Origin of the sequence: Cellulosimicrobium sp. 22598, assembly GCF_052044445.1 — a bacterium.
In the GTDB taxonomy this organism is placed as follows: domain Bacteria; phylum Actinomycetota; class Actinomycetes; order Actinomycetales; family Cellulomonadaceae; genus Cellulosimicrobium; species Cellulosimicrobium cellulans_G.
Window position 1 is genome coordinate 180,202 of sequence record NZ_JBQEMZ010000009.1, and the last position, 16,401, is coordinate 196,602.

At 74.9% G+C, this 16,401-nt stretch carries 15 protein-coding genes; 9 read left to right on the forward strand and 6 right to left on the reverse strand.

Translation table 11 applies throughout. From position 1 onward, the window contains the following. The first annotated feature begins 69 nt into the window (after positions 1-69). Entirely contained in the window at positions 70-597 is a 528-nt protein-coding gene (locus ACTJIY_RS11910) for an SAM-dependent methyltransferase (protein WP_440675068.1), read from the forward strand. 12 nt (positions 598-609) lie between these two features. Here the strand turns inward: ACTJIY_RS11910 and ACTJIY_RS11915 are convergent, their stop codons facing one another. Then, entirely contained in the window at positions 610-2,004 is a 1,395-nt protein-coding gene (locus ACTJIY_RS11915; protein WP_440675069.1) for an aspartate aminotransferase family protein, read from the reverse strand. Positions 2,005-2,107: 103 nt separating this feature from the next. Here ACTJIY_RS11915 and ACTJIY_RS11920 point away from each other — a divergent pair, with 103 nt between their 5' ends. The 7 genes from ACTJIY_RS11920 (at position 2,108) to ACTJIY_RS11950 (ending at position 8,826) form a co-directional block, all read left to right on the forward strand. After that, positions 2,108-3,061, forward strand: a complete 954-nt coding sequence (locus tag ACTJIY_RS11920) for a LysR family transcriptional regulator (protein ID WP_440675070.1) — start codon at positions 2,108-2,110, stop codon at positions 3,059-3,061. Positions 3,062-3,121: 60 nt separating this feature from the next. Then, a complete protein-coding gene (locus ACTJIY_RS11925) occupies positions 3,122-4,432 on the forward strand; it encodes a transcriptional regulator (protein WP_440675071.1) in 1,311 nt (436 codons plus the stop codon). 150 nt (positions 4,433-4,582) lie between these two features. Then, the gene (gene exaC, locus ACTJIY_RS11930) at positions 4,583-6,106 is read left to right on the forward strand and encodes an acetaldehyde dehydrogenase ExaC (RefSeq protein ID WP_440675072.1); all 1,524 of its coding nucleotides are present in this window, start codon (positions 4,583-4,585) and stop codon (positions 6,104-6,106) included. Positions 6,107-6,223: 117 nt separating this feature from the next. After that, positions 6,224-6,673, forward strand: coding sequence for a DUF779 domain-containing protein (locus ACTJIY_RS11935; RefSeq protein WP_253050993.1), 450 nt, complete (start codon positions 6,224-6,226; stop codon positions 6,671-6,673). 40 nt (positions 6,674-6,713) lie between these two features. Then, positions 6,714-6,998 carry a DUF6412 domain-containing protein gene (locus tag ACTJIY_RS11940; RefSeq protein ID WP_253050995.1) on the forward strand — a complete coding sequence of 95 codons (285 nt, stop codon included), beginning with the start codon at positions 6,714-6,716 and terminating at the stop codon, positions 6,996-6,998. A gap of 122 nt (positions 6,999-7,120) precedes the next feature. Next, the gene (locus ACTJIY_RS11945; protein ID WP_440675073.1) at positions 7,121-7,909 is read left to right on the forward strand and encodes a YidC/Oxa1 family membrane protein insertase; all 789 of its coding nucleotides are present in this window, start codon (positions 7,121-7,123) and stop codon (positions 7,907-7,909) included. 56 nt (positions 7,910-7,965) lie between these two features. Then, the gene (locus ACTJIY_RS11950; protein ID WP_440675074.1) at positions 7,966-8,826 is read left to right on the forward strand and encodes a phosphotransferase; all 861 of its coding nucleotides are present in this window, start codon (positions 7,966-7,968) and stop codon (positions 8,824-8,826) included. 79 nt (positions 8,827-8,905) lie between these two features. Here ACTJIY_RS11950 and ACTJIY_RS11955 read toward each other — a convergent pair whose 3' ends face one another. Further along, complete coding sequence (locus tag ACTJIY_RS11955) at positions 8,906-9,271, reverse strand: DoxX family protein (RefSeq protein ID WP_440675075.1); 366 nt, start codon at positions 9,269-9,271, stop codon at positions 8,906-8,908. A 155-nt stretch (positions 9,272-9,426) separates the two neighbouring features. On the opposite strand from ACTJIY_RS11955, the gene ACTJIY_RS11960 reads away from it, so the two are divergent. Continuing rightward, positions 9,427-9,867, forward strand: coding sequence for a winged helix-turn-helix transcriptional regulator (locus tag ACTJIY_RS11960; protein ID WP_253051002.1), 441 nt, complete (start codon positions 9,427-9,429; stop codon positions 9,865-9,867). A 46-nt stretch (positions 9,868-9,913) separates the two neighbouring features. Here the strand turns inward: ACTJIY_RS11960 and ACTJIY_RS11965 are convergent, their stop codons facing one another. From ACTJIY_RS11965 to aceA, 4 genes are all read right to left on the reverse strand, one after another. Next, positions 9,914-11,689 carry a SulP family inorganic anion transporter gene (locus ACTJIY_RS11965; RefSeq protein ID WP_440675076.1) on the reverse strand — a complete coding sequence of 592 codons (1,776 nt, stop codon included), beginning with the start codon at positions 11,687-11,689 and terminating at the stop codon, positions 9,914-9,916. Positions 11,690-11,781: 92 nt separating this feature from the next. Then, positions 11,782-12,714 (reverse strand): hypothetical protein, encoded by a 933-nt coding sequence (locus tag ACTJIY_RS11970; protein ID WP_440675077.1) that lies wholly within the window; start codon positions 12,712-12,714, stop codon positions 11,782-11,784. Positions 12,715-12,913: 199 nt separating this feature from the next. Continuing rightward, positions 12,914-14,683 (reverse strand): malate synthase A, encoded by a 1,770-nt coding sequence (gene aceB, locus ACTJIY_RS11975; protein ID WP_440675078.1) that lies wholly within the window; start codon positions 14,681-14,683, stop codon positions 12,914-12,916. 135 nt (positions 14,684-14,818) lie between these two features. Beyond that, complete coding sequence (gene aceA / locus ACTJIY_RS11980) at positions 14,819-16,225, reverse strand: isocitrate lyase (RefSeq protein WP_440675079.1); 1,407 nt, start codon at positions 16,223-16,225, stop codon at positions 14,819-14,821. Positions 16,226-16,401: the final 176 nt, after the last annotated feature.

The following is a 16,401-nucleotide window of genomic DNA, read 5'->3' on the forward strand; positions in this document are numbered from 1 at the left end:
CCCGTCGCGCATGCTGAGACGGTGTAAACGCAGGCTGCCGACGGGCTCGCACCCCGTCAGACTGGACCCGTGGTCGGCGTCGTCCCGGACCGGGTCCAGCGTGCCGTCGCGCTGCTCGACCTGCGCGGCGACGAGGTCGTGCTCGAGATCGGGCCGGGGCCCGGCGCGGCCGCCGAGCTGGTCCTCGCGCGCCACCCCGGTGTGCGCTACGTCGCGGTCGACCGGTCCGCGACGGCCGTCGCTCGCACGACGGCCCGCAACCGCGCCGCGGTCGACCGCGGCCGGCTCGTCGTGCGGCAGGGGGACGTCACGGACCCTGACCTCGCCGACACCGTCGGTGGCCCGTTCGACGTCGTCCTCGCGGTGAACGTCAACGTCTTCTGGACCCGCGCGGCGTGCACGGAGGCGAGCGCGCTCGCGGCCCTGCTCGTCCCGGGCGGCGCGCTCTGGCTGGTCTACGAGACGCCGGGCGGAGACGACGGCCGCGTCCTCGACGGCGTCCGCGCGTCGCTCGCCGTCCCCGGGCTGGGCGCGCCGGTCGTCGTGCGCGAGGGCGTGGTGGCCGTCGGGGCCCGACGCTCGCGCGCCGGGTGGTGACCCGGGAGCGGCTCAGCCGAGCAGCTCGCGCTCCGCCTCGCCGAGCGCGCGGTCGAGGAGGTCGAGCCCGAGGTCGAGCTCCTCCTCGCTCACCGTGAGCGGCGGCGCGATGCGGAACACGCCGCCCATGCCCCGGAGCTGCACGACGTTCATGTGGAGCCCGAGGTCCAGCGCCCGCCGGGTGACGAGGGCGCCGAGCGCGTCGGCGCCCTCCTTCGTCTCGCGGTCGAGCACGAGCTCGATGCCCTGGAGCAGGCCCCGCCCGCGCACGTCGCCGACCGTGGCGTGGCGCTCCTGGAGGTCGAGCAGCCCGGCGCGCAGGCGGTCGCCGAGCACGCGCACGCGGGCGTCCATCTGCCCCGTCTCGAGCACGTCGAGGACGGTGTTCCCGACCGCCGCGACCAGGGGGTCGGAGACGTGCGTCGTGAAGAACAGGAAGCCGCGCTCGTGCGCGCGCTCCTCGATCTCGGCGCTCGTGACGACGGCCGCGAGCGGCAGACCCGCGCCGAGCGTCTTCGAGACCGTGAGGATGTCCGGCACCACCGGCTCCTCGCCGTCGCGGCCCTCGAAGGCGTACCAGGAGCCGGTCCGGCACAGCGCGGTCTGCGCCTCGTCGAGGACGAGCAGCATCCCGCGCTCGTGGCACTTCTCGCGCAGCGCCGCCAGGTAGCCCGGCGGCAGCTCGACGATCCCGCCCGAGCTGAGGATCGGCTCGACGATGCACGCCGCGAGGCTGCCCGTGGACTGCACGTCCACGAGGTCGAACGCGAGGTCGAGCTGGCGGCGCCAGTCGTGGCCGCCGTCGGGGGTGACGTGGTCGGGGCGGTACGCGTTGGGCACGGGGATGACGAGGTTGCCGGGCGCCGTCGGGCCGTACCCGCGGCGCCCCGCGCTGTACGTCGCCGCGGCGGCGGCGTGCGTCATGCCGTGCCACGACCCGGCGAGCGAGACGACCTCGTGCCGGCCCGTGACGAGCTTCGCCATGCGGATCGCCGCCTCGTTGGACTCGGCGCCGGTCGTGAGGAGCAGGACCTTCTCGAGCGGGTCGGGCAGCGTGGCCGCCAGCCGGCGGGCGAGGTCGACGACCGGGCGCGAGAGCATCCCGGAGAAGAGGTGGTCGAGCGTCCCGACCTGGTTCCGCACCGTCTCGACGATCGCCGGGTGGCTGTGCCCGAGGATCGCGCTCATCTGGCCCGACGTGAAGTCGAGGACCCGGCGGCCGTCGGCCGTCGTGACGAAGCTGCCCGACGCGCTCTCCACGATCTCCGGCGTGAAGGGCCCTCCGTACCGCACGAGGTGCCGGTCGGCGTCGGCCCAGAACGTCGCGGCGTCGAGCGCCGCGGACGGGGTCAGGGACGGGACCGAGGGGGTCGACGAGGCGACGGCGGGGGACGGGACGGCAGCCATGTCCCGAGCGTAGGGACGTCGCCCTGTGCACGTACAGCACGACTTCTCGTACAGTCTGTGCGGAGAAGACGCACAACGGGAGCAGACCGGGACGGAGGACCGCGTGCTCAACGCCGCCCGGCTGCAGATCCTCGCCCGGCTCGAGAGCCTCGGGACCGTGCGCGCGGTCGGCGCGTCCCTGCACCTCAGCCCGTCCGCGGTCTCCGCGCAGCTCGCGGCGCTCGAGGCGGAGACCGGGGCGCGCCTCGTCGAGCGGACCGGGCGGCGCGTGCGCCTCACGCCCGCCGGCCGCACCCTCGCCCGGCACGCACGCGTGATCCTCGACCAGATGGCGCTCGCGGAGGCGGAGCTCGCCCACCCCGACGGGCAGCCCGCCGGGGTCGTCCGGGTCGCGGCGTTCTCGAGCGCCGTGCGCGCCCTCGTGATCCCGCTCGCGCGACGGCTGGCCGCCGAGCACCCCCGGGTCCAGGTCGAGGTCGTCGAGCTCGACCCGCGCGAGAGCGGTCCGGCCCTGCGCCGCGCGGACGTCGACGTCGCGGTGACCGCCGACCTGCTCGACGGCGCGCGGCTCGCGGGTCCCGACGTCGCGACCGTCCCGCTGCTCGAGGACCCGGTCGTCCTCGTCACGCCGACCGACGCGTCGGCGGACGCCCCGGCGGGGACGGTGGTGGGGGAGGGCCCGGTCGACCTCGCCGACCTCGCCGACGCGCGCTGGGCCGCGGACCTGCCCGGCCGGTACCTCTCGACCCTCGTCGAGAGCGCCTGCCGCGACGCCGGGTTCGAGCCGCGCGTCGCCGCACTGCTCCCCAGCTACGAGCTGCTGCTCGCCCACGTCGAGGCGGGCCTGTCCGTCGCACTGCTGCCGGGCCTCGCCGTCGACCCGCGCTACGACGTCGTCGCGCGCCCGCTGCGGGTGCCCCGGACGCGACCGGTCTACGCCGCCGTGCGCCGGGGTGCCCCGCCCACCGCGGCGACGAGCGTCGTCCTCGCCGGGCTGCGCCGCGTCGCGGCCGCCGCGACCGCGGGCGGCGGGGCGCCCGCCCCGGCCGCGCGGTAGCGGGCCGCCGGGCGCGCCCTACACTGGGCCCGAGCACCGCACGACGACGTGGGAGGTCCCGTGCCGCGCACTCTCGCACCGCCGCTGCGCTCGGACGCGCACCCGCGCCGCCCCGGCGCGCGCCGCGACGCCCGCTCGGTCCGTGCCGCCTACCGCTCCTTCCTCGTCGACGGCGTGCTCCCGCCCGGCATCCACCCCGTGGTGGCCGACTCGTGGCGCCGGTCCGTGCACAGCGGCGTCGACCCCGAGGGTCCGCGCACCGGCTCCGGGCTCGCCCACGGCGACCTCGTCGCCTACCGCGACGCCCACCCGCTGGCGTCCGTCATGCCGGTGGTGCGCGAGCTCGTCGTCGACGCCGCGGCCGACGACGGCCTGGCCGTCGCGGTGTCCGACGACGCGGGCCGGCTCCTGTGGGTCGAGGGCAGCCGCTCCCTGCGGGACGCCGTCGAGCGCGTCGGGTTCGTCGAGGGGTCGGTGTGGCGCGAGGAGCGCGTCGGGACGAACGCGCCCGGCACCGCGCTCGCCGCACGCCGCGCCGTGCAGGTCCTCGGCGCCGAGCACTTCTCGCGCCCCGTCCAGGCGTTCAGCTGCACGGCGGTCCCCATCCACGAGCCCGGGACCGGCCGCGTCCTCGGCGTCCTCGACGTCACGGGCCGGCAGTCGGCCGCCTCGGGCGTCGTGCTCTCGCTCGTGCGCGCCACGGTGCTGAGCCTCGAGCGTGAGCTGGCCCAGCGCGCGGCGGCGCCGACGACCGACGGCGCCGGGGCCGTCTCCGCACCACCGCACGACGGCGCGCCCGAGCTGCTCGTGCTCGGGTCGTCGCCCGTCCTCCGCGCCCCGGACGGCCTCGGGCACCGCCTCTCCCTGCGGCACGCCGAGATCCTCGCGCTGCTCGCGGTGCACCCGCGCGGCCTGTCCGCGGACGAGCTCGCCGTGCTCCTGCACCCGGGCCACCTCTCCGACGTCACGGTGCGCGCCGAGGTCTCGCGCCTGCGCCGCGTCGCCGGCCCGCTCCTCGCCGGGTCCCGCCCGTACCGGCTCGCGCGCCCGCTGCGCACGGACGCGGACGACGTGCGCGACCTGCTCGCCGTCGGCGACGTCCGGGGAGCGATCGCCGCCTATCGCGCGCCGCTCCTCCCGCGCTCCGGCGCGCCCGCCGTCGAGCGGCTGCGTGCCGAGCTCGCGGCCGAGCTCCGCACGGCCGCCGTCTCCGCGCGCGACGCCGACGTCCTCGACGCCTGGACCCGCACCGACGACGGCGCCGAGGACCACGCGGCGTGGACCCTCCTCCAGGGCCTCGCCGACCCCGGGAGCCCGCGCTGGGTCCGCGCGCGCGCCCACCTCGACCTCCTCGACGACGACCTGGGCTGACCGCCCGCAGCGCTGCAACGGTCGTGCAACCCTCGGGCGCCTAGCGTCGTGCCACGGCGCGACGAGGCGCCGTGCCGCGCACCGCCGTCGGGCATCTCCCGCCCGGCCTCCCTGGGGGCGCGGCGAGCCAGCACTGCGAGGAGGCAGACGATGACGGTCTACGCAGCCCCCGGCACGGACGGGGCGATCGCCGAGTACAAGGCCCGGTACGACCACTGGATCGGCGGCGAGTACGTCGCGCCGGCCGGCGGGCAGTACTTCGAGAACCCGAGCCCCGTGACGGGCCGGACCTTCACCGAGGTCGCGCGCGGCACCGCCGACGACGTCGAGCGCGCGCTCGACGCCGCGCACGGCGCCGCCCGGTCGTGGGGCCGCACGAGCGCGACCGAGCGCGCCAACATCCTCAACAAGATCGCCGACCGCATGGAGGAGAACCTCGAGCGGATCGCCGTCGCCGAGTCGTGGGAGAACGGCAAGCCCGTCCGCGAGACGCTCGCCGCCGACATCCCGCTCGCGATCGACCACTTCCGCTACTTCGCCGGCGCGATCCGCGCGCAGGAGGGGTCGATCTCCGAGATCGACGAGGACACCATCGCGTACCACTTCCACGAGCCGCTCGGCGTCGTCGGCCAGATCATCCCGTGGAACTTCCCGATCCTCATGGCCGTGTGGAAGCTCGCCCCGGCGCTCGCGGCGGGCAACTGCGTCGTGCTCAAGCCCGCCGAGCAGACGCCCGCGTCGATCCTCTTCCTCATGGACATCGTCGGGGACCTGCTGCCGCCCGGGGTGGTGAACGTCGTCAACGGGTTCGGCGTCGAGGCCGGCAAGCCGCTCGCGTCCAGCCCGCGCATCCGCAAGATCGCGTTCACGGGCGAGACGACGACCGGCCGCCTGATCATGCAATACGCGAGCCAGAACATCATCCCGGTCACGCTCGAGCTCGGCGGCAAGTCGCCGAACATCTTCTTCTCCGACGTCGCCGACGCGCGGGACGACTTCTACGACAAGGCCCTCGAGGGGTTCACGATGTTCGCCCTCAACCAGGGCGAGGTGTGCACGTGCCCGTCGCGCGCCCTCATCCAGTCGTCGATCTACGACACGTTCCTCGGCGACGCGATCGAGCGCACGCAGGCGGTGCGGCAGGGCAACCCGCTCGACACCGAGACGATGATCGGCGCGCAGGCGTCGAACGACCAGCTCGAGAAGATCCTGTCGTACATCGAGATCGGCAAGGCGGAGGGCGCGAAGGTCCTCACGGGCGGGACGCGCGCCGAGCTGGGCGGCGACCTCGCGGGCGGGTACTACGTGACGCCCACGATCTTCGAGGGCAAGAACTCGATGCGGATCTTCCAGGAGGAGATCTTCGGGCCCGTCGTCGCCGTGACCGACTTCTCCGACTTCGACGACGCCATGACGATCGCCAACGACACCCTGTACGGGCTCGGGGCCGGCGTCTGGTCGCGGTCGGGCAACACCGCCTACCGCGCGGGCCGCACCATCGAGGCCGGGCGCGTGTGGACCAACTGCTACCACGCGTACCCGGCGGCCGCCGCGTTCGGCGGGTACAAGGGCTCCGGCGTCGGGCGCGAGAACCACAAGATGATGCTCGACCACTACCAGCAGACGAAGAACCTCCTGGTCTCCTACTCGGCCCAGAAGCTCGGCTTCTTCTAGCCCTCGCTCCCTACCCCGCCGAACACGGGGTTGCTGTCGCTCTGATGTCCGGAAAGACAGCAACCCCGTTCTCGGCGGCGCGCATTCTCGTTCTCGTCCCGTGCCCAGGAGGTCCTCGTGCCCGACGACGTCCCCTCGCCTCACTCGGACCGCTCGCCCGCGGGGCGGGTCGCGCTCACCGACGACGCCGCGGCGCTGCTCGCGCGGCTGCGGCCGGTCCACGGCGAGCTCATGTTCCACCAGTCCGGCGGGTGCTGCGACGGGTCGTCGCCCATGTGCTACCCGCAGGGCGACTTCCTGCTCGGCGACGCCGACGTGCACCTCGGCGACCTCGCCGTCGTCCCGGACGACGGCGGACCGGGCGAGCCCGGCGGCGCGTGCGCGTTCACGGTGCCCGTGTGGATGAGCCGTGCGCAGTTCGAGTACTGGAAGCACACCCACCTGACGATCGACGTCGTGCCCGGCCGCGGCGCGGGGTTCAGCGTGGAGGCGCCGGAGGGCGTGCGGTTCATCATCCGGTCGCGTCTCCTCACCGACGACGAGTGGTCGGCGCTCCACGTGTCCTAGGCTGGGCCACGGCCGCCCAGGACCGGAGAGGAGGGGCGCGATGAACGACCTTCTCGTCGTCGCGCGCGACGTCGCGTCGGCGCTCGCGCTCCTGCTCGGCACGTCGACCCTCACGGCCACGCTCTTCCTCCTCGGTGCCACCGCCCTCGTCGCGGCCGTGGCCGTGGTGACCGCACGCTGGGGCGCCCCGCTCGCGCTCGGCGTGGCAGCGCGCCCGGCGGGCCGGCTCCGCGACACGGTCGACGTCGGGCCGGTCGTCACCCAGAGCGACCCGGACGCACCCGGCCGCGCCCGGCCACGGGCGCCCGGCCGTCTCCTCGGCTGATCACCCGGCCGAGGCCTCCCGCACCCGTACCCCGCGCGCACGACGCCGTGGGCGTGCTCCTGCCTGCCGGCGCAGGGTGATCGGCGAACGCGTACCCCGCACGTTCGACCGAGGACACCACCATGAACCTGCTCGACCTCCCGCTCGTCTCCACCGTGCTCGACGCGGCCTACCGCGCCCTGATGGGCCTGTCCCACCTGCTGGAACCCGTCGCCGGAGGAGCGGCCGCCGCCGGGGCCGTCGTGCTCCTGACGCTCGCCGTCCGCGCCGTGCTCGTCCCCGTGGGCGTGTCGCAGGCCAAGGCGGAGCGTGACCGTGCGCGTCTCGCGCCCCGGCTCGCGGAGCTCCAGCGCCGCCACCGCCACGACCCGCAGAAGCTGCAGCGCGCGACGCTCGACCTCTACGCCGCGGAGGGCACGACGCCGTTCGCGGGCTGCCTGCCGATGCTCGCCCAAGCACCGGTGGTCGGCGTGGTCTATGCGCTGTTCCTCCATGCGCAGATCGCCGGGCACGGCAACGCGCTGCTGGGCCACACGCTGTGGGGCGCACCCCTCGGTTCGAGCCTCGTCGGCTCGCTCGGCGCGGGTGCGGCGGGACTCCCGACCCTCGCTGTCGCCGGCACGGTCGTGCTCCTGATCGCGCTCGTCGGGGAGCTGACGCGTCGGGCCGGCCTGCCCGGCGGGCGCCTCGCCGTGCCCCGGACGCCGACCGGCCCCGGCGCGTCGGGAACCCCTGGCGCCCCGGCGGGACCCGCCCTGCAGAACGCGCTCGGTGCTCTGCAGTTCATGACCGCGGTGATCGCGTGCTTCGTCCCGCTCGCCGCGGGGGTGTACCTGCTCGTGACGGTGACGTGGACGCTCGTGCAGCGGCTCGTCCTGCGTCGGCGGTACCCGTTCGACGCGGTCGCCTAGAGCGACGGCGCGGCGGGCCTGGTCACGGGCCCGCCGCGCGTGCGAGGGTGTCGGGTATGACCGATCTGCTCCCGTACCGCGACGACGCGGACGACGTCGAGGTCCCGCTGCTGGGCGGTGACGTGTCGGACGGGATCGTCCGGCGCGGCGACACGGTCCGCCGTCCGCGCGGCCCGCACAGCCCTGCCGTCGAGGCGTACCTGCTGCACCTGGAGCGCGCGGGCTTCGAGCGCGCGCCGCGGTTCCTCGGTGTCGACGACGACGGCCGGGAGGTCGTGACGTTCCTGCCGGGCGAGATGGGCGGTCGCCCGCCGCACGCCTGGGCGGCCGACGAGGACGTGCTCGTCCAGCTCGGCGAGTGGCAGCGCGACCTGCACGCGGTGTCGCGCGACGTCGTCCTGCCCGACGGCGTCGCGTGGCCCGCGCGGGTGCAGTTCCCGGAGGTGCCGGACGTGTTCGACGTGCCGGACGTCGTCGGGCACAACGACCTCACGGTGGAGAACGCGCTGTTCGTCCCGGCGGGCGAGGACCCGCAGGGTCCGCACCGGCTCGTCGGCGTGGTCGACTTCGACCTCGCCGCGCCGACCACGCGCCTGCTCGACGTGGCGACGACCCTGCGCTACTGGGCGCCGGTGAGCGCGCCCGAGAGGCGGCCGGAGGCCCTGCGGGGCCTCGACGCGCCGCGGCGCGCGCGCATCCTCACCGAGGCGTACGGGCTGGACCGGTCGGAGCGGCTCGCGCTGCTCGACGTGCTGGCGCAGCGTTTCGCGCGGAGCTGGTACGCGATGCGGCAGGCGGCGCAGACGCGGGGCGGCGGCTGGCAGCGCATGTGGGACGACGGCGTCGGGGACGCCATCCGCGAGGACGAGGCGTGGTTCGCGGCCCAGCGGGTCGACTTCGTGCACGCGCTGGGTTGAGCGTGCCCCTCGCGCGGCGGGGGCACGCTCGTGCGCGAGTCCCGCGTGGAGCAGGCGCCGCCCAGGGGCGGCACGGCGCTCAGAGCGCGGCGAACCGTCCCACGGCGACGAACACCGACAGGGCGAGCAGCACGACGTTCGCCGGCACGGCCTTGGCCTCGCCGAGGCGCACGTGCAGCGGGATCGCGCCGACCTGCGTGAGCGCGAGCCCGACCGCCGCGACCGGCGTGAGGACCGGCGCGACGCCGAGCGCCCAGGGCAGGATCACGCCGACGGCGCCCGCGACCTCGAGCCAGCCGATTGTGCGCACGCCCGCGGTGCGCTCCGGCGTCACCCACCGCATCTGCTCCTGGAGGACGGGGATCGGGCGCAGGGCCTTCATGAGGCCGGCGCCGAGGAAGGCGAGGGCGAGGAGACCGGAGGCGATCCACAGGGCGACGTTCATGCGCGAGTCCTTCGAGGGGAGGCGGCGACGGCCCAGGGCGGCCGGTCACTCTTTGTGCCTGGGCACATGATGGGTAACCATGGGTGGCGCTACAAAAGGCACACCCGTGTGCGAGAGGCACACGGAGCCGCACGCCCTGGAGACGGAGACCCCCCATGACCACGACGCCGAGCACCCACGTGCCCGTGGTGCGCGAGCTCGCGGAGCGGCACGGCATCCCGGCGGACGGCGGGTGCGCGGCGGCCGAGGCCACGAGCGAGGTGCGTTCGGTGCTCGACCGGGTCGGGGACAAGTGGAGCGTCCTCATCCTGGGCATGCTCTCGGGCGGGCCGCAGCGGTTCACCGAGCTCCTGCACGGCATCGACGGGATCTCGCAGCGCATGCTCACGCTCAACCTGCGCCAGCTCGAGCGCGACGGGCTGGTGAGCCGCACGGTGCACGCCGTCGTGCCGCCGCGCGTCGACTACGCGCTGACCGACCTCGGCGCGACCCTCCTGCCGCCCGTGCTCGCGCTCGTCGAGTGGGCGCTGGAGAACACGACCACGATCCGTGACCACCGCGACCGGTTCGACGCGCGGGGTGCCGCGGCGGGCTGACGCGAGCGGTCCGTCGTCGGACGCCCTCCGGTCGTCGACGCCGCGGTCACCCGCGGTGCAGCATCGACCGCACGCGCGACCACAGGCGCTTCACGGGACCGTCCGTCCGCACCACCGGGATCTGCGCCGTCTCGACGCCGCGCACGAGCCACGCCTCGGCGTGCGCCATCGCGTCCGCGGTCGACTCGCCGAGCACGGGTCGTGCCGGGTACACCGCGATCCGCTCGTGCAGGCGCACGTCGATGACGTGCTCGAACTTCTCCGCCAGGTCCGGGTCCACCCCGCTCACGTACAGCCGCCCGCCGCGCTCGCCGAGCCGGTCGGCGTAGTGCGCGAGCACGGTGAACGCGGTCGCGCCGAGGCTCGCCCGTCCGCGCAGGCGCAGCACGACGACGGTGTCGTGGGCGTGCGCGGGCTCCGGGAGCGCGGCCTCGAGCGAGCGGGCACCGGCGTAGAACAGGCTCCCGTAGACGTCGAGCACGGTGACCGTCGCGTCGTCGAGCCGCCGCGGCGCGGGCTCCTCGCGGTAGCGCCCGTCCTCCAGGGGGATGAGGCGGACGATCCGCAGGTCCTGCGACTCCCGGTTCGCCTGGAGGAGGATCGAGAGCGCGGCGCCGATCCCCACCGCGGCCGCGACCGGCAGGAGGAGGGTGGCGAGGAACGTCGTCGACATCGCGACCTGGGACTGGCTGCCCGTCCGCCACGCGGTGGCCATGGCCGAGAGCCGGATCGACCCGACCGACGCGACGGCGAGCAGCGCCGCGAGCGTCGCCGACGGGACGGCCCCGACCGGCCCGGACAGCGCGACGAGGACGACGAGCACCCAGACGCCCGACATGATCCCCGCCCAGCGGTCGCGCGCGCCCGCGGCGGTGCTGATCGCCGTCTGGCCGACCGACCCGCCGACCGGGATCCCGCGGAAGAACCCCACCGCGAGGTTGGCGACGCCCTGACCGACGAAGTTGCGGTTCGGGTCGGCGCGACGCCCGCCGGGGTTCGGGACGGACTCCGCGACCCCCGCGCCCTGGACGAGCACGATCGCCGCCACCGCGAGCGCCCCCACGGCGACGTCGACCGACACGAGCCCCAGGTCGGGCAGCGCGAGGGACGGCAGGCCGGCAGGGATCTCGCCCGCGTCCCCGACGAGCTGGACGGACGTCGCCCCGAGGGCCCACACCGCGACGGCGGAGACCACCAGCGCCACGACCGCGGCGTACGGGGCGACCCGCGTCCGGCCGAGGACGAGGAGCAGGACGACCGACCCCAGACCCACGACGAGCGTCGGCAGGTCCCACGTCCCGGGAGACCGGAGCACCTGGTACGCCTGGCCGACCGCGAGCGACGCGGTCGGGTCCGCCCCGGTGAGGTCGTCGAGCTGGCCGAGCAGGATGTTGACGGAGACGCCGGTGAGGAACCCCGTCATCACGGAGTGCGACACGAAGCCGGTGAGACGACCGAGGCCCACGAGCCCCGCGACGATCATGACCGCCCCGGCGAGCGTCGTGAGGAGGATGAGCGCCGCGAGCCGGTCCTCGCCGGCGACCCCCGCGAGCGCCGAGCCGGCGGCGAGGGCGGCGGCGCTCGTCGTCGTGACGATCATGAGCCGCGAGTCGACGGTGAGACCGCCCGCGATGCGGCCGATCGCCGTCGCGTACAAGCCGTGGATCGGGTTGACGCCGACGAGCGTCGCGGTCGCCATGCCGTCGGGGACGCCGCCGACGGCGCCCGGCACGCCGGCCCCGGCCGAGCGCCAGAACGTCCCCGGGGCGGGCCGGACGCCGTCCCACCAGGCGCGGACGGCCCGCACCGGCCGCGGGCTCATCGGGTCTCCCACGGGTGCGCCATGGGGAGACTCTGGCACGGCAGAGTCAGGGCGACCACAGCAACGCCGCGGCGCCCGCGCCCCGGTGGCGGTCAGCTCGCGAGCGGGTCGTCCGCCGTGAGGTACCAGGGCTCGTAGCCCTCGAGCGAGAGCGTCCACAGCCCGGCGGCGCCCGCCGGGACCGCGAGGCAGACGTTGCCCGACACGGTGTCGTCGGTGCCGATGATGCCCGTGCCGACGAGCGGGTCGGGCACCGCGCCGCACTGGCCGTCGGCGACGACGCCGTCGTCGCCGACGAAGCCGAGGTCGACCGCGCCCGACGCGGTGACCTGGGAGCTCGGGCCGAAGTAGGTCGCGGTGACCGGCACGATCCAGTACTCCGTGCCCTCCGGCGGCGCGGCGTTGACGTCGCTGTGCGCGAGGACCTCGGCGGTCGCCTCGTACGGTGGGTCGAGCAGGACCTCCCACTCCTCCCCGCCGATGGTGTAGCCGTCGAAGAACCACGGGTCGTCGGGCGTGCCGGAGCCCTCCCACTCGCCCTCGGGCCAGTCCTCGTCCGACCAGTCCTCGTCCGACCACTCGTCGGTCGGCGCGGTGTACCACGCGGCGATCTGCCCGCCCGCGTCGCTCGCCACACCCGCCGCGAAGCCGACCCCTCCGCCCACGGCGAGGCACGCCGCGCCGACGATCAGCCCGACGGCGGTGCGCGACAGCCCGCGGCGCGCGGCCGCCGGGGGCGGGGCGGGGAGCCCGGCGACGGGGTACGTCGGGCCCCTGCCGGGCGGGGCAGCTCCTGGCGGGACCGGCGCCGGTGGCGTGGACCCCGGCGGGACGGGGGCGTGGCCGATCGGGACGGGCCCGTACCCGGGCGGGGCCTGCGGAGGTGCCGGCGCCGCAGCGGGCGGAGCGGTCGCGTGCCCCGGGGCCGGGGCCGGGGCCGGGGCCGGTGGTGATCCGGGAGCCGCGGGGGGCGGGCCGGCCGGGCCGACAGTGGACTGGCTCGGCGGCGCGAAGGGGTTGCTCATGGTGCTCCGGGCTCGTGCGTGCGAGCGCCCGGACGACGGGGTGTCGCCGTGCGTGGCCGGATGTTCCCACACGGCGACGTCCCCGCGCCACCACGCCCGCCCGGGTGCAGGTGTCGAGCACGACGTCGCTCGCCCGCGAGAACGACCTTGGTGTCGTTATCGCGCGGATAACGACACCAAGGTCGTGTTCGGCGGGCCGTTACGGCTGGTCGGAGTCCGAGCCCACCAGGAACTGCGAGTACGCACCGATGGTGAGGAACGTCGGGAAGTCCTCGGCCAGCGCGACGGCGCGGAAGACGTTCGCCGCGTCGTCGATGCGGTTGCCCGGGGTGCGCGGCAGGTCGTCGACGATCTCGGCGAGGAGCGCCTCGACGCGGTCGCGCGTGATCGGCACGCCGTTCTCCGTGCGCGTGCCCGACGCGATCCACTGCCACACCTGCGACCGCGAGATCTCGGCCGTCGCGGCGTCCTCCATGAGGTGGTCGATCGCGGCGGCGCCGACGCCCCGCAGCCACGACTCGAGGTAGCGCACCCCGACGGACACGTTGGACCGCAGGCCCGCGGCGGTCACCGTCGCCCCGGCGCGTCGTGCCGAGCCGATGTCGAGCAGCTCGTGCTGACCCACCTCGACGTCGTCCCGCAGGCGGGACACCTGGTGCGGCCGGTCGCCCAGCACGGCGTCGAACTCGGCGCGCGCGACCTCGATGAGGTCGGGGTGCGCGACCCACGTGCCGTCGAACCCGTCCGTCGCCTCGCGGCGCTTGTCGGCGCGCACCTGCTCGAACGCGCGCTCGGTGACGTCGGGCCTGCGTCGGTCGGGGATGAACGCGCTCATGCCGCCGATCGCGTGCGCGCCGCGCTTGTGGCACGTCGCGACGAGCAGCTCGGTGTACGCCCGCATGAACGGGGCGGTCATGGTGACCTGCGCGCGGTCGGGCAGCACGTAGGAGTCGCCGCGCGTGCGGAACGCCTTGATGACGGAGAACAGGTAGTCCCACCGGCCGGCGTTGAGCCCCGCGCAGTGCTCGCGCAGCTCGTGGAGGATCTCCTCCATCTCGAACGCCGCGGGCAGGGTCTCGATGAGCACCGTGGCGCGGATCGTGCCCTGCGGCAGCCCCAGGTACTCCTGGGCGAGCACGAACACGTCGTTCCACAGCCGCGCCTCGCGGTAGCCCTCGAGCTTGGGCAGGTAGAAGTACGGTCCGCGGCCGCGCTCGACGAGCTCGCGGGCGTTGTGGAACGCGTAGAGCCCGAAGTCCACGAGCGACGCCGACGCCGACACGCTGACCCCGGCCCGGTCGACGTACCGCATGTGCTTCTCGATGAGGTGCCACCCGCGCGGGCGGAACACGATCGTCGGGAGGTCGGTGAGCGTCGTCGAGCGCAGGCGGTACTCCTTGCGGTGGTCGCCCGCGCCGGTCGTGTGCGTCAGCGTCCCGCGGATCGCGTCGTGCAGCGCGAGCTGGCCCTCGACGACGTTGCGCCACGTGGGGCTGGAGGCGTCCTCGGCGTCGGCGAGCCACACCTTCGCGCCCGAGTTGAGCGCGTTGATCGTCATCTTGGGGTCGGTCGGGCCGGTGATCTCGACGCGTCGGTCCTCGAGCCCCGGCGCGCCGTCGGAGCCCGCGACGCGCCACGACGGGTCGTCGCGCACGGGCCGCGTCGCGGCGCGGAAGTCGGGGTCGATCCCGTCCGCGACGTCCTGACGGCGCTGCTGGCGGTCCATGAGGAGCTCGTGGCGGCGGGCCACGAACCGGTCGTGCAGCAGCGTGAGGAAGTCGAGCGCCTCGGGCGTGAGGATCTCGCGGTAGCGCTCGCCCAGCGTCCCGGTGACGCGCAGCGTGCCGGTGACGCGGAAGGCCCCCGACGGCGTCGGCGCGCCCGGGCGCTCGGCGTGCGGGCCGCCGTCGGGCCCGGTCCCGGACGGACCGGAGGCCGGGGGAGAGGTGGTCGTGGTGAGGGTGCTCATGGCGTGCTCCGAAGGTCGATGTCGCGAGGTAGAGCTCTGGTAGGCCGAGGTAGAGCCCTGGTCCTGCGAGGTAGAGGCCTGGGCATGACCAGGCCTCTACCTCGCGGGACCGGGCCTCTACCTCGCGAGAAAGGGTTAGTGGAACTGGGCGGTCTCGGTGGACCCGGCGAGCGCGAGGGTGGCGGCGTCGGGGTTGAGAGCCGTGGCGACCCGGTCGAAGTAGCCGGTGCCGACCTCCCGCTGGTGGCGGGTGGCGGTGTAGCCGTCGGCCTCGGAGGCGAACTCGGCCTCCTGGAGCTCGACGTAGGCGGACATCGCGCGCTCGTTGTAGCCGCGCGCGAGCTCGAACATGGAGTGCGAGACGGCGTGGAAGCCGGCCAGCGTGATGAACTGGAACGCGTAGCCCATGGCGGCGAGCTCCTTCTGGAAGCTCGCGATCTGCGCGTCGTCGAGGTGCTTCTTCCAGTTGAACGACGGCGAGCAGTTGTAGGCGAGCTTCTTGTCCGGGTGCTGCGCGTGGATCGTCTCGGCGAACGTGCGCGCGAGCTCGAGGTCGGGCTCGCCGGTCTCGACCCAGATGAGGTCGGAGTACGGCGCGTACGCGAGGCCCCGCGCGACGACCGCGTCGAGCCCCGGGCGCACCCGGTAGAAGCCCTCGGACGTGCGCTCGCCCGTGAGGAACGGGCGGTCGCGCTCGTCGACGTCGGACGTGAGCAGGTCCGCGGCGAGCGAGTCGGTGCGGGCGATGATGACCGACGGCACGCCCGCGACGTCGGCCGCGAGGCGCGCGGCGTTGAGCGTGCGGATGTGCTGGCTCGTGGGGACCAGCACCTTGCCGCCGAGGTGGCCGCACTTCTTCTCCGACGCGAGCTGGTCCTCCCAGTGCACGCCCGCGGCGCCCGCGGCGATCATCGAGTGCATGAGCTCGTACGCGTTGAGCGGGCCGCCGAACCCGGCCTCGGCGTCGGCCACGACCGGGGCGAGCCAGTCGCGGCTCGGCGCACCGGACTCCGCCGTCTCGATCTGGTCCGCGCGCAGGAGCGCGTTGTTGATGCGGCGCACGACGGCGGGCACGGAGTTGGCGGGGTAGAGCGACTGGTCGGGGTACGTCTGGCCGGACAGGTTGGCGTCGGCGGCGACCTGCCACCCGGACAGGTAGATGGCCTGGAGGCCCGCGCGCACCTGCTGCACGGCCTGGTTGCCGGTGAACGCGCCGAGCGCGGCGACCCACTCCTCGGTGTGGACGAGGTCCCACAGCTTCTCGGCGCCGCGACGGGCCAGCGTGTGCTCCTCGCGCACCGAGCCGCGGAGCGCGACCACGTCGTCGGCGGTGTAGTCGCGCTGGAGGCCGGCCCAGCGGGGGTCGGTCGCCCACTGCTCGGCGATCTCGGCCGCGGTCTGGGTCTGGTCGCCGGGCCGGGAGCCGGTACGGTCCGGGGTGCGGCCCGCGACGTCCGCCGTCGTCGCGACGGCGCCGAGCGGACGGGCGCCGCCCGCGTACTCGGACGGGGAGCGGCGGCTGACGATGGTGGGCCTGTTCACGGGTGCCTCCTGGTGGTGCGCCGGTCCGCGCTGCGCGGACCGGACGGGCCGGTCGGTGGACCTCGGCGAGGTCCGTGCTTCGACCTTCCTCCCGCTGACAACCCCGTCTCAAGCCAGATCGAGCGAAAGAATCGCCCTTCTTCTCTTGCGCGGAAGGAGTGGCGCGTGTCACTCTC